Annotated in this window: 14 protein-coding genes; 7 read left to right on the top strand and 7 right to left on the bottom strand. The window is 71.8% G+C overall.

The features are described 5' to 3' along the window. Positions 1-70 precede the first annotated feature (70 nt). The 3 genes from ACQHII_RS05085 to lnt all read right to left on the bottom strand — a co-directional run bounded on the left by ACQHII_RS05085 (position 71) and on the right by lnt (position 3096). Positions 71-874 carry a 3-hydroxybutyrate dehydrogenase gene (locus tag ACQHII_RS05085; RefSeq protein WP_427918073.1) on the bottom strand — a complete coding sequence of 268 codons (804 nt, stop codon included), beginning with the start codon at positions 872-874 and terminating at the stop codon, positions 71-73. Between the two features lie 54 nt (positions 875-928). Beyond that, a complete protein-coding gene (locus ACQHII_RS05090) occupies positions 929-1408 on the bottom strand; it encodes an NUDIX hydrolase (protein WP_427918074.1) in 480 nt (159 codons plus the stop codon). A gap of 77 nt (positions 1409-1485) precedes the next feature. Then, positions 1486-3096: an apolipoprotein N-acyltransferase gene (lnt, locus tag ACQHII_RS05095; RefSeq protein WP_427918075.1), complete on the bottom strand. Its 1611-nt coding sequence runs from the start codon at positions 3094-3096 to the stop codon at positions 1486-1488. A 232-nt stretch (positions 3097-3328) separates the two neighbouring features. Between lnt and ACQHII_RS05100 the strand changes: the two genes are divergently transcribed. Then, positions 3329-4396, top strand: a complete 1068-nt coding sequence (locus ACQHII_RS05100; protein ID WP_427925231.1) for an O-antigen ligase family protein — start codon at positions 3329-3331, stop codon at positions 4394-4396. A gap of 15 nt (positions 4397-4411) precedes the next feature. Here ACQHII_RS05100 and ACQHII_RS05105 read toward each other — a convergent pair whose 3' ends face one another. Both ACQHII_RS05105 and ACQHII_RS05110 read right to left on the bottom strand, forming a co-directional pair. Next, positions 4412-4957, bottom strand: coding sequence for a hypothetical protein (locus ACQHII_RS05105; protein ID WP_427918076.1), 546 nt, complete (start codon positions 4955-4957; stop codon positions 4412-4414). A gap of 105 nt (positions 4958-5062) precedes the next feature. Continuing rightward, on the bottom strand, positions 5063-5848 hold the full coding sequence (locus ACQHII_RS05110) for a glutamate racemase (RefSeq protein WP_427918077.1): 786 nt from the start codon (positions 5846-5848) through the stop codon (positions 5063-5065). Positions 5849-5905: 57 nt separating this feature from the next. Between ACQHII_RS05110 and ACQHII_RS05115 the strand changes: the two genes are divergently transcribed. Then, on the top strand, positions 5906-7084 hold the full coding sequence (locus tag ACQHII_RS05115; protein WP_427918078.1) for a glycosyltransferase: 1179 nt from the start codon (positions 5906-5908) through the stop codon (positions 7082-7084). Positions 7085-7088: 4 nt separating this feature from the next. Here the strand turns inward: ACQHII_RS05115 and ACQHII_RS05120 are convergent, their stop codons facing one another. Continuing rightward, positions 7089-8384: a TerD family protein gene (locus ACQHII_RS05120; protein ID WP_427918079.1), complete on the bottom strand. Its 1296-nt coding sequence runs from the start codon at positions 8382-8384 to the stop codon at positions 7089-7091. 300 nt (positions 8385-8684) lie between these two features. Between ACQHII_RS05120 and ACQHII_RS05125 the strand changes: the two genes are divergently transcribed. From ACQHII_RS05125 to ACQHII_RS05140, 4 genes are all read left to right on the top strand, one after another. Then, the gene (locus tag ACQHII_RS05125) at positions 8685-9116 is read left to right on the top strand and encodes a DUF6643 family protein (protein ID WP_019075119.1); all 432 of its coding nucleotides are present in this window, start codon (positions 8685-8687) and stop codon (positions 9114-9116) included. 42 nt (positions 9117-9158) lie between these two features. Next, complete coding sequence (locus ACQHII_RS05130; RefSeq protein ID WP_427918080.1) at positions 9159-9983, top strand: MOSC domain-containing protein; 825 nt, start codon at positions 9159-9161, stop codon at positions 9981-9983. Positions 9984-10162: 179 nt separating this feature from the next. Next, positions 10163-10768, top strand: a complete 606-nt coding sequence (locus ACQHII_RS05135; RefSeq protein WP_427918081.1) for an Rv1733c family protein — start codon at positions 10163-10165, stop codon at positions 10766-10768. A gap of 106 nt (positions 10769-10874) precedes the next feature. Continuing rightward, positions 10875-13310 (top strand): right-handed parallel beta-helix repeat-containing protein, encoded by a 2436-nt coding sequence (locus tag ACQHII_RS05140; protein WP_427918082.1) that lies wholly within the window; start codon positions 10875-10877, stop codon positions 13308-13310. Here the strand turns inward: ACQHII_RS05140 and ACQHII_RS05145 are convergent. Further along, positions 13280-15655 carry a hypothetical protein gene (locus ACQHII_RS05145; protein ID WP_427918083.1) on the bottom strand — a complete coding sequence of 792 codons (2376 nt, stop codon included), beginning with the start codon at positions 15653-15655 and terminating at the stop codon, positions 13280-13282. The two genes, ACQHII_RS05140 and ACQHII_RS05145, sit on opposite strands and share 31 nt — an antisense overlap. 290 nt (positions 15656-15945) lie before the next feature. Here ACQHII_RS05145 and ACQHII_RS05150 point away from each other — a divergent pair, with 290 nt between their 5' ends. Continuing rightward, the gene (locus ACQHII_RS05150) at positions 15946-16776 is read left to right on the top strand and encodes a DeoR/GlpR family DNA-binding transcription regulator (RefSeq protein ID WP_427918084.1); all 831 of its coding nucleotides are present in this window, start codon (positions 15946-15948) and stop codon (positions 16774-16776) included. Positions 16777-16780 lie beyond the last annotated feature (4 nt).

A 16780-nucleotide genomic window follows, 5' to 3' on the forward strand; every position in this document is an offset into this window, starting at 1 on the left:
AGGATTCCCCATTGCCGGGCCGGCCGGTCGGGCCTGTGGACAACTCGGAATCGCCGGCGCTCCATGCGGTTCAATGCGCGGTCCACCCGCCGTCCAGCACCAGCGAGGTGCCGGTCATGAAGGAGGCCTGGGGGCCGCACAGATGGGCGACGGCCTCGGCGACCTCCTCCGGCTCGATGAGCCGTTTCACCACGCTGTCCCGCAGAAGCACCTCGGTCAGCACCCGCTCCTCGGAGATGCCGTGCGCCTGTGCCTGGTCGGCGAGTTGCCGCTCGACCAGTGGGGTGCGCACATAGGCGGGGTTCACACAGTTGGAGGTGACGCCATGGGGCGCGCCTTCGAGGGCGGCGGTCTTGGAGAGTCCCTCCAGACCGTGTTTGGCGGCCACATACGCGGACTTGAAGGCGGAGGCACGCAGCCCATGAACGGAGGACACATTGACGATCCGGCCCCACCCCTGCGCGTACATGTGGGGCAGGGCCCCACGGATGAGCCGGAAGGGTGCCTCCAGCATCACGGTGAGCACCGTGTGGAAGACGTCGGGCGGGAACTCCTCGATGGGGCGCACCAGTTGCAGCCCCGCGTTGTTCACCAGGACATCCGTGCCGGCTGCGGCAAACTCGGCGGCGTCCAGGTCGGTGAGGTCGAGTACGTGCGGTTCGACGGTGCCCGCCAGGTCCCGCGCCTGCTCGGCGAGGGCCGCGAGTCCCGGGGCGTCCACGTCGACCGCTCTGACCTTCGCCCCGGCGGCGGCCAGCCGCAGGGTGCAGGCACTGCCGATACCGCCGGCGGCACCGGTGACGAGTGCGGTCCGGCCATCGAGGCCGAGGAGCGGCGTGGGGTGGGGCCCCGGGAGGGCACTGGGCGCGGTCATGTGTCGAGCCTAGGCAGCGCCATGGCCCCAACACATATGGGCCGAGCCCATACTTCAGTCAGAAGCCGTGGTGTCGAACCATGTGGGTGCGTCAGCCAGGGTCTGCTTGATCCGGAACAGTTGGTGATCGCTGAGTTCGGGCAGCGCGTCCAGCTCGAACCAGCCGACCTCCAGGGACTCGTCGTCGTTCACGGCCGCCTCGCCGCCGACGGCCCGGCACTGAAGGGTGATGTCCATGAACTGGCAGGCGTCACCGTTCGGGTAACTGATCGGCCCCCCGGCCTTGACCATGACGACCCGCTCGGCCACGCACTCCACGGCCGTCTCCTCGAACACCTCGCGCACCGCGCACACCGCGGGCTGCTCACCGGGCTCGGGAATGCCGGAGGGCAACGCCCACTCGTGGTTGTCCGACCGCTTGCCCAGCAGCACGCGTCCCGCGTCGTCGAAGACCACGGCGCTCACCCCGGGAAGCCACAGCAGTTGGTGCCCGGCGGATTCCCGGATCGTACGAATGAAATCAGGAGTAGCCATGGTCAGACCCTAACGGGACGGTCCATGGCCACTCCACGAACTGCCGCGCGTGCGGCGGATGTACGACAGCCGTACGGCTACGCGTCACCCGTGCGCCGACGGCGCAGACCCGCGCCGATCGCCCAGCCGAGGCCGCCCGCGGCGACGAGGACAAGGGCCATTTCGGGCAGGATGCCGAGCTTGGTGGCCGGTGTCTCCGAGGAGCGCAGCGGCACCTTCTGGACCAGGGAGTCGGCCACGAACATGCCGGTCTTCTGGGTGATCTTCCCGTCCGGCATGATGATCGCGCTGACGCCGCTGGTCACCGGGACCGTGACGGTCCGGCTGTGCTCGACCGCGCGGACCCGGGACATGGCGAGCTGCTGGTAGGTCATCTCGCTGCGGTCGAAGGTCGCGTTGTTGCTGGGCACGGAGATCAGCTGGGCGCCGTCGGTGACCTCGGAGCGCACGGCCCAGTCGAAGGCCGCCTCGTAGCAGGTGACCAGGCCGATCTTGGCGCCGCTCATGGTGAACACGCCCGGCTTGGTGCCCCGGCTGAAGTCCTGGCGGACCATGCTGGTCCAGTTCTTGTTGATGGCCCCGAGGAGCGAGCGCATCGGGAGGTACTCGCCGAACGGCTGGATCTGCCGTTTGTCGTAGGTGCTGGTCGGGCCCTTCACCGGGTCCCAGAGGATCTGCTCGTTGTAGAGCTTGCCGCCCCGTTCGACCACGCCGCCGACCGAGATGGGCGCGCCGATCTCCTTCGCGGCCTCGTCGATGTCGAAATAGGCCTGGGCGTCGGCGAACGGGTCGACGTCGGAGGAGTTCTCCGGCCACAGGACCACGTCGGGCTTCGCGACCTTGCCGGCCTTGACCTTCGCGGCCAGCCGCAGTGTCTCCTTGACGTGGTAGTCGAGGACGGCACGGCGCTGGGCGTTGAACTCCAGTCCCGCGCGCGGGACGTTGCCCTGGATGACCGCGACGGTCGTGGTGCCGTCCTCGGCCTTGTCGCTCACCAGGGACCGCGCGGCCACCGCGCCGACCACCGGTACGGCCACGCTCAGCAGGGCCACGGCCGCGGCGGACCGTCGTACCTCATGGGTGCGCCGGGTCTCCAGGGCCAGCCGCACGATCTCGTACAGGCCGAAGCCGCACAGGACGACGGCGAAGCCGAGGACCGGGGTGCCGCCCACCGCGGCGAGCGGCAGGAAGACGCCGTCCGCCTGGCCGAACGCGATCTTGCCCCAGGGGAAGCCGTGGAAGGGGACACGCGCGCGTACCGCTTCTCCGGCGATCCACAGTGCCGCCGCCCACAGCGGCCAGGCGGGCAGTTTCGACACCGCGGTGATGCCCGCGCCCACCAGCGCGACGAAGATCGCCTCGACCGCGACCAGCGCCAGCCAGGGCCCGGGGCCGACCTCGACGCCGGTCCACACCAGCAGGGGCAGCAGGAATCCGAGGCCGAAGAGGTAGCCGAGGCCGAGGCCCGCCTTCCAGCTGCGGCCTCTCAGCACCCACCCGAAACAGGCGAAGGCGGGCAGCGCCAGCCACCACAGCGTGCGCGGCGGGAAACTGACGTAGAGCAGCACTCCGGAGAGGGCGGCTACGGCGGCCGGGACCAGACGGACGAGCCGGGCGAGGCGCGCTGCGGGCGCGGCCTGGGGCTCCAGCTGGTCCGACTCGTCCACGGAAGTTGCGGTGACGGTCACTCCGGGAGTGTACGGCGGTTGACCTTGGGGCCGACAGCACGGTCCGGATCGCAGCACGGGGCACTGAACAGGCCGGGAGCCGCATCGTTCCTGCGCAACTCGTCCACAAATCGGTCATCAGCCGTTACGGTGTGCCGGAGCCCCTGTCGTGCGGCTGGTCCAGGTCGGCGGCCGGGGTCGGTCACGGGTCGGGGGGCTCGGTTCAGGGGGCGGCGGGGTGGGTTCCACGGGGATGGCGTCGGCGACCGGTCCGGACGCCGACAGCGAAAGACGAAACGTTTCGGACGCGGTGGGTGTCGCGGTACTCGGGGCCTGTGCCGCGTGGTCGCTGATCACCGCCGCGATGCACGACGGCCGGCCCGAGGGGGTACTGCTCGCGGTCCTGGCGGTCTCCGCCGGATACGCGTCCGGGCGGATCTCCGGGGCGCTCGTGCCGGTCGCCGCGCCCTGTGCCGGGGCACTGGCCGGCCTCGGTCTGGCGCTGGCCGAACCGCGTCTCGCCCCTGGCCCCCAGTTCGTCGCCCCGCTCGGCGACGCCGGTGCCACCGCGGCCCTGCTGACCCTGGCCGTCGGCTGCGCGTGCTGCGCTGCCTGGGCAGCCCCGGCCCCGGTCCTGCGGCTCGCGCTGCGGCTGCTGGCCGCCGGGATCACGGTCACCGCGCTCGTCCTGGGCTCGGTCTCGGGGTTCGTCACATGTACGGCGGTGGTGCTGTGCTCGTTCGCCGCAGGCCGGATGCGACTCCGCGGTCTCGGTGTCGTGGGCCTCGGTCTGGCCGCCGCGCTGGCGACCGGAGCGACCTGGGCCATCGCCGGAAACGTACTGCCGGACGGGCTCACCGAGTCCCTGGAGGGCCAGCTGAGCCTCCACCGGGTCCAGCTGTGGCAGGACGCCCTGCACATGGCGCATCAGGATTCCGCCCTGGGGGTGGGCCCGGGGCGCTTCGGGGAGCTGAGCGGCGCGGCGGCCGAGGCCCTGCTGCCGGACGGGAAACCGCACTCGGCGCCGTTCCAGATGGCGGCCGAGCAGGGGGTCGTCGGCGTGCTCCTGCTGGCGGCGGCCTTCTGCTGGGTGCTGCACGCGTTGTGGCGCACTCCGCGCTCCACGCCGATCGCGCTCACCGCGGGCGCCGCGCTGACCGGGCTCGCGATCATCGCCTCGGTGGGCAACGCGCTCAGCTTCACGACGGTCACGGCCGGAGCGGGTTTCCTGGCCGGTCTTGCCACGGCCCACCCGATCACCGACGACGTCTCACGCACCGTCCCGGACGCACGCGCGCGTGGCGACCGCCTTGCCCCGTGAGGGGCGGGGGTGACGTCAGTGCACCGCGCCCGGCGTGGGCGGCACCAGCCGGTCCGTGATGATCCGTACGGCCGCCTCCGCGTTGTCCACGGTGATGGTGAACGTGTGCCCGTCCCACAGCCGCAGCACGATGCCCTCACCCCGCCGTACGACGACGGCGGTGCCCTTCTCGGGCCGCCAGCGGTAGCCCCAGCCGCCCCACTGGCGGGGGGTGACGTGCGGGGCGAACTCGGCGCCCGCGACACTGGCGAGGGGGATGCGGCGGCGCGGCACACCGATGTGACCGCAGCGCACTTCGAGGGTCTCCGTGTCCACCTTCAGGGCGACGTGCACGAAGGCGAGGGTGCCGAACAGCATGAGCAGTCCGGCCGCGATGCACCCGACGACGGACATGGCGAGCGGGGCGATGCCGGACTCCCAGGCGGAGTCCACGGCCAGCTCGATGCCGAGCGCCATGCAGGCGGCACCGGCGAGCGCCAGCAGCCACTGGAACCGGTTGGTCGCGCGTCCGGTCCAGATCTCGGTCTGCGGGAAGGTTTCGTCGCGGGGGTGGTCCCTCATGCCTACGAGACTACTCAGGTTTCGCTGCGCGGGTACCGCGTTGCGGAGGGTGACCGTTTTGCGCGGCGACAGGGTGGACGCAAGCGTCCGCATCTTCGCCGGCGGTCAGTGGGCGGGCGTGACGGCCCGCAGCAGCCGGCCTTCCGCGTAGGCCGCCGCCTCGGCGGGCAGCGCGCCCTCACGGCCGCTCAGCAGCACCGTGAGAGTGCCGTCGGCGGGCGCCTCGGGTGCGGGCTGCGCACCGATCCTGCGCAGCGCCTGGGCGGCGACCGCGTCGGCGGAACCGTGCAGGACGAGCGGCGGGCGGTCCGGGCGCTGGACGGCGGCGCGGATGCGTTCGGCGACCATCTCGTAATGGGTGCAGCCCAGGACGACGGTCGTTACATCGTCGGGGGTGAGCGCGGCGGCCGCGGCGATGGCGGCGTCGATGGCCGTCTCGTCCGCGTGCTCCACGGCCTCGGCCAGTCCCCAGCAGGGGACCTCCGTCACCGGCACTCCTTCGGCGAAGTCCTCGATGAGGCCGCGCTGGTAGGGGCTGCCGGTGGTGGCGGGCGTGGCCCAGATCGCGAAGGGCGTGCCGCCGGCGGCGGCCGGCTTGATCGCCGGGACCGTGCCGATGACCGGGATGCCCGGTTCCAGGAGGTCGCGTAGTGCGGTCAGGGCGTGGACCGTCGCCGTGTTGCAGCCGACGATCAGGGCGTCGGGCCGGTGCGCGGCGGCGGCCTCGGCGACGGCGAGCGCGCGGCGCGTGAGGTCCTCCGGAGTCCTCGGTCCCCAGGGCATGCCGTCGGGGTCCAGGGAGAGCACGAGATCCGCGTCGGGGCGTACGCGTCGTACCGCCGCGGTGGCCGCCAGAAGGCCGATTCCCGAGTCCATGAGCGCGATCTTCACCCGGTCACGATAGACGATGGCCTCTGTGGAGCCGCTCCCTTGGGGCAAACTGCGGCCGTGAGCACCCTCGCGTGGACCGCCGCCGTATCACTCGCCGCCTGGCTGTGGCTGCTGCTCTGTCAGGGCTTCTTCTGGCGCACGGACGTCAGACTGCCGACCCGCAGCGACCCGGAGGACTGGCCGTCGGTCTGCGTGGTCGTCCCGGCCCGCGACGAGGCCGCCGTACTGCCGGAGAGCCTGCCGTCGCTTCTCGCCCAGGAGTATCCGGGGCGGGCGGAGATCTTCCTTGTCGACGACGGGAGTTCGGACGGCACTGGAGAGCTGGCCCGTGAACTCGCGCGGACGCACGGCGGGTTGCCGCTGACCGTGGGCTCCCCCGGTGAACCGCCGGCGAGCTGGACGGGCAAGTTGTGGGCCGTGCGACACGGTGTCGAGCTGGCACGCGCGCGTGGCCCCGAGTATCTGCTGCTGACGGACGCGGACATCGCGCACGCCCCGGACAGTCTGCGGGAGTTGGTGGCGGCGGCGCGCACCGGCGGCTTCGACGCGGTCTCACTGATGGCCCGGCTGCGCGTGGAGAGTCCCTGGGAGCGGCTGGTGGTGCCGGCGTTCGTCTACTTCTTCGCGCAGCTGTATCCGTTCCGCCGGATCGGCCGGAAGGGCGCCCGCACCGCGGCGGCGGCGGGCGGCTGCGTCCTGCTGCGCGCCGATGCGGCGGAGCGGGCGCGGATCCCGGACGCCATCCGGCACGCGGTGATCGACGACGTGGCGCTCGCTCGTGCCGTCAAGGGCGGTGGGGGCCACATCTGGCTGGGGCTAGCCGAGCGGGTGGACAGTGTGCGCCCCTATCCGCGACTGCACGACCTGTGGCGGATGGTCTCGCGCAGCGCGTACGCGCAACTGCGGCACAACCCGCTGCTGCTCCTGGGCACCGTCCTGGGGTTGGCGCTGGTGTATCTCGTGCCCCCGGTGGCCCTGTTCACGGGGCTGGCCGCTGGAAGTGCGGGGGCCGCAGTTCTCGGCGGGCTCGCGTGGGCGGTGATGACGGGCACGTACGTCCCGATGCTCCGCTACTACGGGCAGCCGCTGTGGCTCGCTCCCCTGTTGCCGTTCACCGCGTTTCTGTACCTCCTGATGACGGTCGATTCCGCGGTGCAGCACTACAGGGGGCGCGGTGCGGCCTGGAAGGGCCGCACCTACGCGCGTCCGGATGCCGTCGTCGGCGAGGAGAGCTGAGGGCCTATTTGCGACCTGGGGTCCAGTTCATGCCCCACCCGTAGATACGGTCCACGGTCCGCTGCGGGCTCACCCCTCGGTCCGGGACGAGGTAGCGGGCCTCGCGCTGGACGACGAGGTCGCCCCCGGTGTTGGTGATCAGGGCGAGTGCGCACACCGTGGAGGGGACCGTGCACTCGTCGAGCGAGAAGTCGATCGCGGCGCCGTGCTGCGGCTGGAGGGTGACAGTGGCGTGCAGGTCGGCGAAGGAACGGGCGCCTTCGTAGATGGTCACGAAGACGAGGATGCGCCGGAAGTCCCGGATGTGGTCGAGGTTGATCGTGAGGTTCTCGCCGCTCGCGGAGGCGCCGGTGCGGTCGTCGCCGTCGAGGTGGATGTACGGGGGCTGGTGCAGGGAGCCGTACGCGTTGCCGAGGGCCTGGACGACGCCTTTGCGGCCGTCAGCGAGTTCGTACAGGGCGCACAGGTCGAGGTCGAGGTCCGCATGCATCGCGACCGCGCGGCCGCGTTTGCTGCCCCAGCCCGAGAACTGCTTGCGCACCTCCCAGTTGAGGTTCACGCGCATGGCGCCCGACGTGCCGCCCTGCTTGGTCAGGGAGACCGAGGGGGCCGCCTTGGTGAGCGTCACCTTGGACAGCCGGACGGGGGCGGTGGGCGGCATCGGGGGCGCAGGGGGCGGAGGCGCCATCGGCACGGGCGGAGCCACGGTCACGGGCGGCGGGGGCAGGTTCACCGGCGGCCCCGAGGGCGGCGGCATGGTGACGGCCGGTGCCGCCTGCTGCGGTTCGTCCACGGTGATGCCGAAGTCGGTCGCCAGGCCTTCGAGCCCGGTGCCGTAGCCCTGGCCGACGGCCCGGAACTTCCAGGCGCCCTGGCGGCGGTAGAACTCGCCGAGGACGAAGGCGGTCTCGACCGTCGCGCCCGCGCTGTCGAAGCGGGCGACGACGGTGTTCTGCGCGGCGTCCCGGACCTCGATGTACAGATCGGGGACCTGGCCGAACGTTCCGCCGTCGGCGGAGGCGGCGAGGACGACGCGCTCCACGGCGGGCTCCACGCGCGCGAGGTCGACGAGCAGGGTGTCGGTCATGCGCCCGCCGGCGTTGTTCTTGCCCTCGTGACGGACCGCGCCGGAGGAGTGCGTCGGCTGGTTGTAGAAGACGAAGTCGGCGTCGGTGCGGACCTTCCCGTCGACCAGGAGCAGGGCCGAGGCGTCCGCGTCGGGGACTCCGGGGCCGGGCCGCCACCCCAATTCGACGCGCAGTGCCGTCGTCGGCACCGGAACATTCGATCCTTTCAGCATTGACATGTCCTGCCCCCATCGCGTGTCACCGTGCCAGGACACGCCCCGGCAGCCCATTGGGTGTCTACTCGCACACAACCTATTCCTCAGGGCCGCGAACGCCCATGAGGGGCGCGGCAACACCCGTGGCCAACCGCTGGTAACCCGCCGGGAACTCGGGCTTTACACGATCCGAACACGGATCCATGCCCTTTTTTGACAAGTTCGCTCGCATTGGGGATCCCATGCCACTGCCGACACGGAAAACAACCCTCTAATCGGTCTCCCCAACCACCACATCGTGGGCTTAACTTATGTGCCATGACCTCCCCCCGCTCCACTTATGGCGGCGGCTACTACTCCGCCTCCTTCCCGGACACTCCGATCTACGACTCCCTCGTGGCCGAGCGGGGGACCCCGCAGATCGCCCCGATCCGGGTTCCCGCCGCGTACGACATGCCGGGGAGCAACCTGCCCGCGCTGCCGTCGGCGCTGCCCGCCCTCCCGGCGGGTCCCTCGCAGACCCCCTACGGCTACCCGCAGGCGCAGCAGCCCTCGCCGCTGCAGCAGGCGCCCGCCGCCTACATCCCGCAGCAGGCCCCGCCGCGCGGCTACGGCCAGCAGCAACAGCAGCCGCGTCCGATGGCGGCTCCGGCCGGCTACGAGGCGATGCGCCCGGCGGCTCCCCGCCCGGCCCCCGCTCCTTACCAGCAGGATCCGTACAGCAACAACCAGCAGTACCGCGGTTACTGATCCGCACCCTGCGCTGTCGGTGCCGCCTGGCACGATGGAGTGATGGGGAATGCGGAGCTGCGGTCGATCCACGTTCATCCGGTCAAGGCGCTCCGGGGCTTCTCTCCCCGGGAGGCTCAGGTGGAGCCTTGGGGGCTGGCCGGTGACCGACACTGGGCGCTGATCGACGACGGGGGAAAGGTCGTCACGCAACGCGAGCACCCGCGTCTCGCACTGGCCGCCGCCGAGCTTCTGCCCGGCGGCGGTGTCCGTCTGTCCGCGCCCGGCCTGGACCCGCTGACCGTGCCCGTTCCGGAGCCGGTCACCACCGTGGCGACGGAGATCTTCGGTACCAAGGTGGACGCGGTGCCGGCCCCGGAGGCCGCGCACATGTGGTGCGGCGCGTATCTGGGGTTCGGGGTCCGTCTCGTCCACATGGACGATCCTGCAACGCGCCGCCCCGTCGACCCCGACTACGGACTTCCCGGTGAGACGGTCGGCTTCGCCGACGGCTATCCACTGCTGCTGACCTCCGAGGCTTCTCTCGACGCCCTCAACTCCCTTGTCGCGCAAGGTGATCACCCCGCCGAGGGGCCGCTGCCCATGAACCGGTTCCGGCCCAACGCGGTCGTGGCGGGTACGGCCGCCTGGGCCGAGGACGACTGGTCGCGTCTCGCGATCGGCGAGGTCACTTTCCGGATCGCGAAGCTGTGCGGGCGCTGCGTCGTGACCACCACCGACCAGGACACCGCCGAGCGCGGCAAGGAGCCGCTGCGCACCCTGGCCCGACACCGCCGTATCGGCGGCAGGCTCATCTTCGGGCAGAACCTGGTGCCCCTGTCCACCGGCACGATCCGCGTCGGCGATCCGGTCCGGATTCTCGCGTAGACGAAGATCCACCGTTGGAGGTCCGGGGCGGGAACCCTGCCCGTGGGCCCGGTCGTTGAGATCCCGTGAGAAGTTCATGAGAGGCCCGGGGAGAGGTGATTTCGCTCTCTCTTCGACGCTCCTCTCACGTGAACGGCTCTCCCAGGAGTTATCACGGAGCGGGAAGGGGGTGCGGGACGGTGGGAGCAATCAGGGGCCTGTGGCGCTGGCGGCGCAATCCGCTGCGTCGCGCGACCGATCTGGTCGAGGCCTGGCTGGCCCTCGTGGTCCTGCTGCTGGTCCTGGTCGCCGCGCCCTTGATCGGTTCGCTCGTCGGCGCCGTCGCGCAGGACAGCCTTCAGCGGTCGGTGCGCGAGCAGCGCGCGGACCGGCACGCCGTGACGGCCACGGTGGTCAAGAAGCTCAAGGGTGCCGAGATCGACCCCGACCCCGACTCGGCCACCGCGCGGGACGTCCGCACCCGGGTCCTCGCCGACTGGACCGCGCCGGACGGCACCGTCCAGCACGGCGCGGTGATGGCGAGCCTCAACACCCCGCACACGGGCGACCACTTCAGACTCTGGACGGACCAGCAGGGGCACATAGTGGCCCGCCCGCTGGACTCGGCCACGGCGACGACGCACGCCGTGCTCGCCGGGTTCGGTGCGGCGCTGCTGACCGCCGGGCTCGTCGACAGCGGCCGACGGTTCGTGCTGTGGCGCATGGTCCGCCGCAGGTACGCGCGTTGGGACCGGGCCTGGGAGCGGGCGGGCCCGGACTGGGGCCGGACCGGCACCGGCAGCTGACAGCCTTCCGGCTCTGGTCAACCCACCGCCCGCACGCACGCTACGGTGGACCGGCGAAGGCTTCGGCATCAACCCGCGTACCACGAGGTGGGGGCACAGCAGCGCCATGGCACAGGGCACGGTCCAGGTGACGCACACCGGCACATCGCGGTGGCGGCGCCGCACAGGTGAGTACGCGTCGCTCGCCGCCGCCCTGGAGGCCGCGGCCGAGGGCGACGTACTGACCGTCGCTCCCGGCACCTACCGGGAGAACCTCGTCGTGCAGCGGTCGGTGACCCTGCGCGGCCCTGAGGGTTCCCCCGGCTCGGTGCGCATCGCACCCCTGGACGGCGTGCCGTTGACCGTGCGCGCCTCGGCGATCGTCCAGGACCTGCATGTCGAGGGCCAGGACTCGGCCGCGCCCGCGCTCCTTGTCGAGGACGGGACACCGGAGTTGACGGATCTTCGGATCGTCACGCGCTCCGCGTCCGGCATCGAGGTGCGCGGCGGCGCCCGCCCCACCGTGCGGCGCTGCACGGTCGACAACCCGGCCGGCATCGGGATCGCCGTACTCGACGGCGGTGGCGGGGTGTTCGAGGAGTGCGAGGTCGTCTCGGCCGGCCAGGCGGGCGTCGCGGTCCGCGCCGGCGGCCACCCGCGCCTGGAGCGCTGCCGCGTCCACCACGCCTCGGGAGTGGGGCTGTCCGCCACCGGCGAGAACTCCTCGCTGGAGGCGGTGGGTTGCGAGGTCTACGAGACGCGCGGCAGCGGCGTCCAGATCACCGCCCGCGCCACCGCGCACCTCACCGACTGCGATGTGCACCGTACGGCCGCGGACGGCGTCACGCTCGACACGGACGCGGTGCTGACGCTCGCCGACTGCCGTATCCACGACATCCCGGAGAACGCGGTCGACCTGCGCTCCCGCTCGGTCCTGACGCTGACGCGGACGACGGTGCGTCAGTTCGGGCGCAACGGCCTGTCGGTGTGGGACCCGGGCACGCGCGTGGACGCCAACCAGTGCGAGATCTTCGACAGCACGGGCGACTATCCGGCGGTGTGGGTCAGCGACGGGGCGACGGTGGTCCTCGACTCCTGCCGGGTGCACGACGTGCCGGACGCCCTGTTCGTCCTCGACCGCGGCTCCCGCGCGGACGTCGTCGACAGCGACATCTCCCAGGTCCGCAACACGGCCGTGTCGGTGAGCGACGGCGCGACCGCCCAGCTCGACGACTGCCGGATCCGGGACGCGGCCACCGGCGCGTGGTTCCGCGACCACGGCAGCGGCGGCACCCTGAACAACTGCACGGTGGACGCCACCCAGACCGGCGTCATCGTCACCAAGGGCGCCGACCCCACCATCGAGCGCTGCACGGTCGACTCCCCCGCCGAAGCAGGTTTCTACGTCTCCGCGGGCGGCCGGGGCACCTTCCAGAGCTGCCGGGTGATGAGCAGCGGCGGCTACGGCTTCCACGTCATAGACGGTTGTCGTACGACGCTCAAGAAGTGCCGTACGGAGCGGTGCGCGCGCGGTGGTTACGAGTTCGCGGACGCCGGACCGGACGCGGGGCCCGGCACCGGACCCGTCGTCGAGGACTGCACCAGCGACGAGAGCGGCCTCAAGCAGCCCACCGCCCATGAGACGGCCGTGGAGACGGCGAGTCAGGCGACCAGTGTGCTGGGCGTCATCCCCGGCCAGCGCACCGCCGAGCAGGCACCCCCGGCCACCGCGCCGGAACCCGACAAGGAGTCCCGCACCTCCAAGGCGGTCCTCGGTGAACTCGACGGTCTGGTCGGCCTGGACAGCGTCAAGCGCGAGGTGCGCTCCCTCATCGACATGATCGAGGTGGGGCGCCGTCGCCAGCAGGCCGGCCTCAAGGCGGCCTCCGTCAAACGGCACCTGGTCTTCACCGGCTCTCCCGGCACCGGCAAGACGACGGTCGCCCGGCTCTACGGCGAGATCCTCGCCTCCCTCGGTGTCCTGGAGAAGGGGCATCTCGTCGAGGTGTCCCGGGTCGACCTGGTCGGCGAGCACATCGGCTCGACGGCGATCCGCACCCAGGAGGCCTTCGACAAGGCGCGCGGCGGGGTGCTGTTCATCGACGAGGCGTACGCGCTCTCCCCGGAGGACTCGGGCCGCGACTTCGGTAAAGAAGCCATCGACACGCTGGTGAAACTGATGGAGGACCACCGGGACGCGGTCGTGGTGATCGTCGCGGGCTACACGGCCGAGATGGAGCGGTTCCTGTCCGTCAACCCCGGTGTGGCGTCCCGCTTCTCACGGACCATCACCTTCAGCGACTACAACGCCGAGGAACTGCTGAGGATCGTCGAGCAGCAGGCCGAGGAGCACGAGTACCGGCTGGCCGACGGCGCCTCCGAGGGGCTGACGAAGTACTTCACCGCGATCCCCAAGGGTGCCGCGTTCGGCAACGGCCGTACCGCGCGGCAGACCTTCGAGGCGATGGTGGAGCGGCACGCGAGCCGGGTCGCCCAGGTCGAGGAACCGAGCACGGACGACCTGACCCTGCTCTACGCGGACGACCTGCCCGAGCTGCCCTGAGGCGGCACCTCGGGCCGCAGCCGGGCCAGCAGCCGCTCCCGCTCCACGGCGAACACCGGGTCGGCCTGGTAGTCGGAGTGGCCCAGGATCGGGGCGGGCAGCGGGTGTTGGGCGGTACGGCCGTACTCCAGCGGGTCCTTGAGGGGTCCGTGGTCCACCTCGGGGCCGCAGTCGCCGGTCAGCCGGACCGGGCCGCCGATGGGGTCGGTGAGCCGGTACAGATTGCGCCAGCAGTCGACCTCGTGGTGCAGCCGGCTGAGCGCGGCCGGTCCGAAGTGGGCGGGGAACCAGCGGCCGTAGAGGCGCTCCAGGGGTGAGCCGTAGGTCAGGAGGGCGACTCGTTTGCGCTGGGCCGGTTTGAGCTGCCAGGCCGCGGCTGCCGCCAGGACGCTGCCCTGGGAGTGGCCGGAGAGGACGAGCCGGCCGCCCGTGGCGCGGGTCCAGGTGGCGATGCGCCAGGTCAGGTCGGGGACCGCGCGCTCGGCGTAGCAGGGCGGGGCGAAGGGGTGGGCGGCACGTGGCCAGAAGGTGCCGACGTCCCACAGGATGCCGATCGTGCGCCGCGCGGAGGGGTCCTTGTAGGCGCGCCTGCCCCAGGTGACGAAGAGGATGAAGCCGAGCCCGATCAGCCAGGAGCCGAGGCCCTGTGCGGTCTGGGCTGCGCCGTGCACGAAAGCCTGTCCCTCCTCACCGGCGCGTTCCGGTGTCTTGTCGGTGGTGAAGGCGCCGACGAGCGCTCCGGCGCCCAGGAGGAGGGTCGCGGTGGAGGTGACGGCGACGAGGAGGGGGCCGCGGTCGGTGAGCGCGGCCATCGCGCGCGTGCTCGCGATGCGGGCCGTGCGGGCGTGGTCCCGGCGCTCGCCGGGATAGTCGTGCGTCACCGCGCCCAGTTCGGTGCGGCGCAGCCGCCAGGTGCGGTGGCCGAGTCCGGCGGAGAGGACGAGGACGACGAGGAGCAGCGGCGGGATCACCGAGGCCTGCCAGGTGAGCAGCACGGGCGGGCCCGCGATGGACATGCCGGTGCCGTCCAGCCAGTCGGAGACCCGCTGGGACACCCCGCCGGACATCACACCGCCCAGGGCGCAGGCGAGCATCGCGACGGCCGGGCCGCCCAGGCCCCGCATCGCGGCGCGCGGGTCCGGGTGGGTGCGGTGCAGTTGGTGGGCGACGACCGCGAGGACGATCACCAGCAGGCCCTGGACCAGGGCGATCCCGCCGAAGGCGACGTCTCCGGGCAGCCGCCCCGAGGACTCCCATCCGGGGCGCGGCCAGGCGGCGTACAGCAGGGCGAGGGCGAGCAGCAGGAGTGCGCCCAGCGGCAGCCACCGTACGAGACGGCGGTCGAGTGCCTGGTCGAGGCGGTTCTCGCTGCGGCCCCGGCGGCACACGACATAGACCACGACGAAGCCGAGACCGGCGAGCGCCGTCTCCAGGAGCACTCCGAAGGAGGCGGAGGCGTGGGATCCGTCAGGGCCGCGGTCGAAGGCCGCCGTCGAGACGGTGACGGCCGCGGCGACGGTCAGCAGGCCCGCCGCCGTGTGGGCGGCGCGCAGTCGGGCGACCAGGCGGCGGCCGTACCAGAAGCCGGGGCGGCCCAGCGAGCTCTCGCCGGTCTCGTCGTCGGGCTCGGGTCGGCGCGGAATCGGCCGCTGGGACTCGTACGCGCTCCAGGTGCGGCGGGACAGGTACCAGAGGAGGACGGTCAGCGCGGTCGGCACCAGGGCGGCGAGCGCGAGGCGGCGGCCGGGACGGCTCCACCAGCTGTCGTGCGAGACGGCGGGCGACAGGAAGCCCAGCCAGGAGTGGCGCTCGGCGCACGCGCGCGTGCCCGCGCACTGCCAGGCGGCGAGATCGAGGGCGACCTCGCAGGCCGCCGCCACGAGCAGCACGGTCAGGGTGAGTCCCGCGAGCCGTACCACGAGGCCGTAGAAGCGCACCGTCCGTTTCCGGTCGTGGGCGGTGGGGCGCATCCAGTGCGCGAGGTTGACGACCATGAAGGGCAGCAGCAACAGCCACAGGGCGCGGGTGCCGTTGCCGGAGGTCAGGTTGCACCAGACGTAGGCCTCGCGGATCGCTCCGGTGCGGCCGTCGGCGGTTCTGGACTCGGCGTCGACGTCGGCGGTGCGCCGGAAGACGGCCGCCGTGTCGTCGCCGGTGATCCGCACCGTGCGCGGATCGCCGAGCATCTTCTCCGGTGTGGCGCCGCCGACTCCGTGGACCAGGAGTTCCAGGGCGGGTTCGGTCCGGTCGGGCCGGTCGGTTGGGTCGGTTGGGTTGGTCCGGTCGGGCCGTACGGCGGGCTCGTCGGCCCCGCTCGTGACGGCATGTTCCTGCACACGCTCCACTGTTCGCACATCCCCCGTGACGTACCGTCTGACTGTGTTCGTGTGCACACCAGGATCGCCCCTTTCGGCGCGTCGCACACGCCCTGTCACCGAATCTCCCCGGTCCGTGTGACAACAGGGGGGACATGTGAGGCCCCGATGGCATGTGCGCGTCGGGACAGGCGATGGCGCAGTGCTTGCGGGGGCGTGCGAGGATGGGACGTCCGCGCACCGCAGCCGGGACGAAGGTCCTGCTCCGAGCCGGTGCGCAGGACGGTCGGACGGGTTGAGGCGAAAGGACCGGAGCGTACGTGAGTGAGAATCAGAACCTCCTCGCGGAGCAGCGGCGCGCCCTGATCCTCGACGAGGTCCGGCGCCGCGGTGGCGTCCGCGTCAACGAACTGACCCGCAAGCTCGGCGTGTCCGACATGACCGTCCGCCGCGACCTCGACGCGCTGGCCCGTCAGGGCGTCCTGGAGAAGGTGCACGGCGGTGCGGTGCCGGTCGTCGAGGCGAGCACGCACGAGCCGGGCTTCGAGGCGAAGTCCGGACTTGAGCTCACCGCCAAGGAGGACATCGCGCGGGCCGCGGCGGAACTGGTCGCGCCCGGCACGGCGATCGCGCTCTCTGGCGGTACGACGACGTACGCGCTGGCGCACCATCTCCTCGAGGTCGCCGATCTCACCGTGGTCACCAACTCGGTGCGGGTGGCGGACGTCTTCCACGCGGCGCAGCGCTCCTCGGGGCAGCGGCAGGGCGCGGCGACGGTCGTCCTGACCGGTGGGGTACGGACCCCCTCCGACTCGCTGGTGGGTCCGGTGGCCGACCAGGCGATCGCGGCGCTCCACTTCGACATGCTCTTCCTCGGCGTCCACGGCATATCGGTCGAGGCCGGGCTGTCCACGCCGAACCTCGCCGAGGCCGAGACCAACCGCAGGCTCGTGCAGTCCGCGCGACGGGTCGTGGTGGTCGCCGACCACACCAAGTGGGGGACGGTGGGCCTGAGTTCGTTCGCCGCGCTGGAGCAGGTCGACACACTGGTGACGGACGCGGGGCTGCCGGCCGAGGCGCGTGAGGACATCTCGGAGCATCTGCGGCGGCTCGTGGTGGCGGGCGAACTCGGTGACGAGGAAGACATCTGACGGG

Origin of the sequence: Streptomyces sp. cg40 (genome assembly GCF_050320165.1) — a bacterium.
Classification (GTDB): domain Bacteria; phylum Actinomycetota; class Actinomycetes; order Streptomycetales; family Streptomycetaceae; genus Streptomyces; species Streptomyces hokutonensis.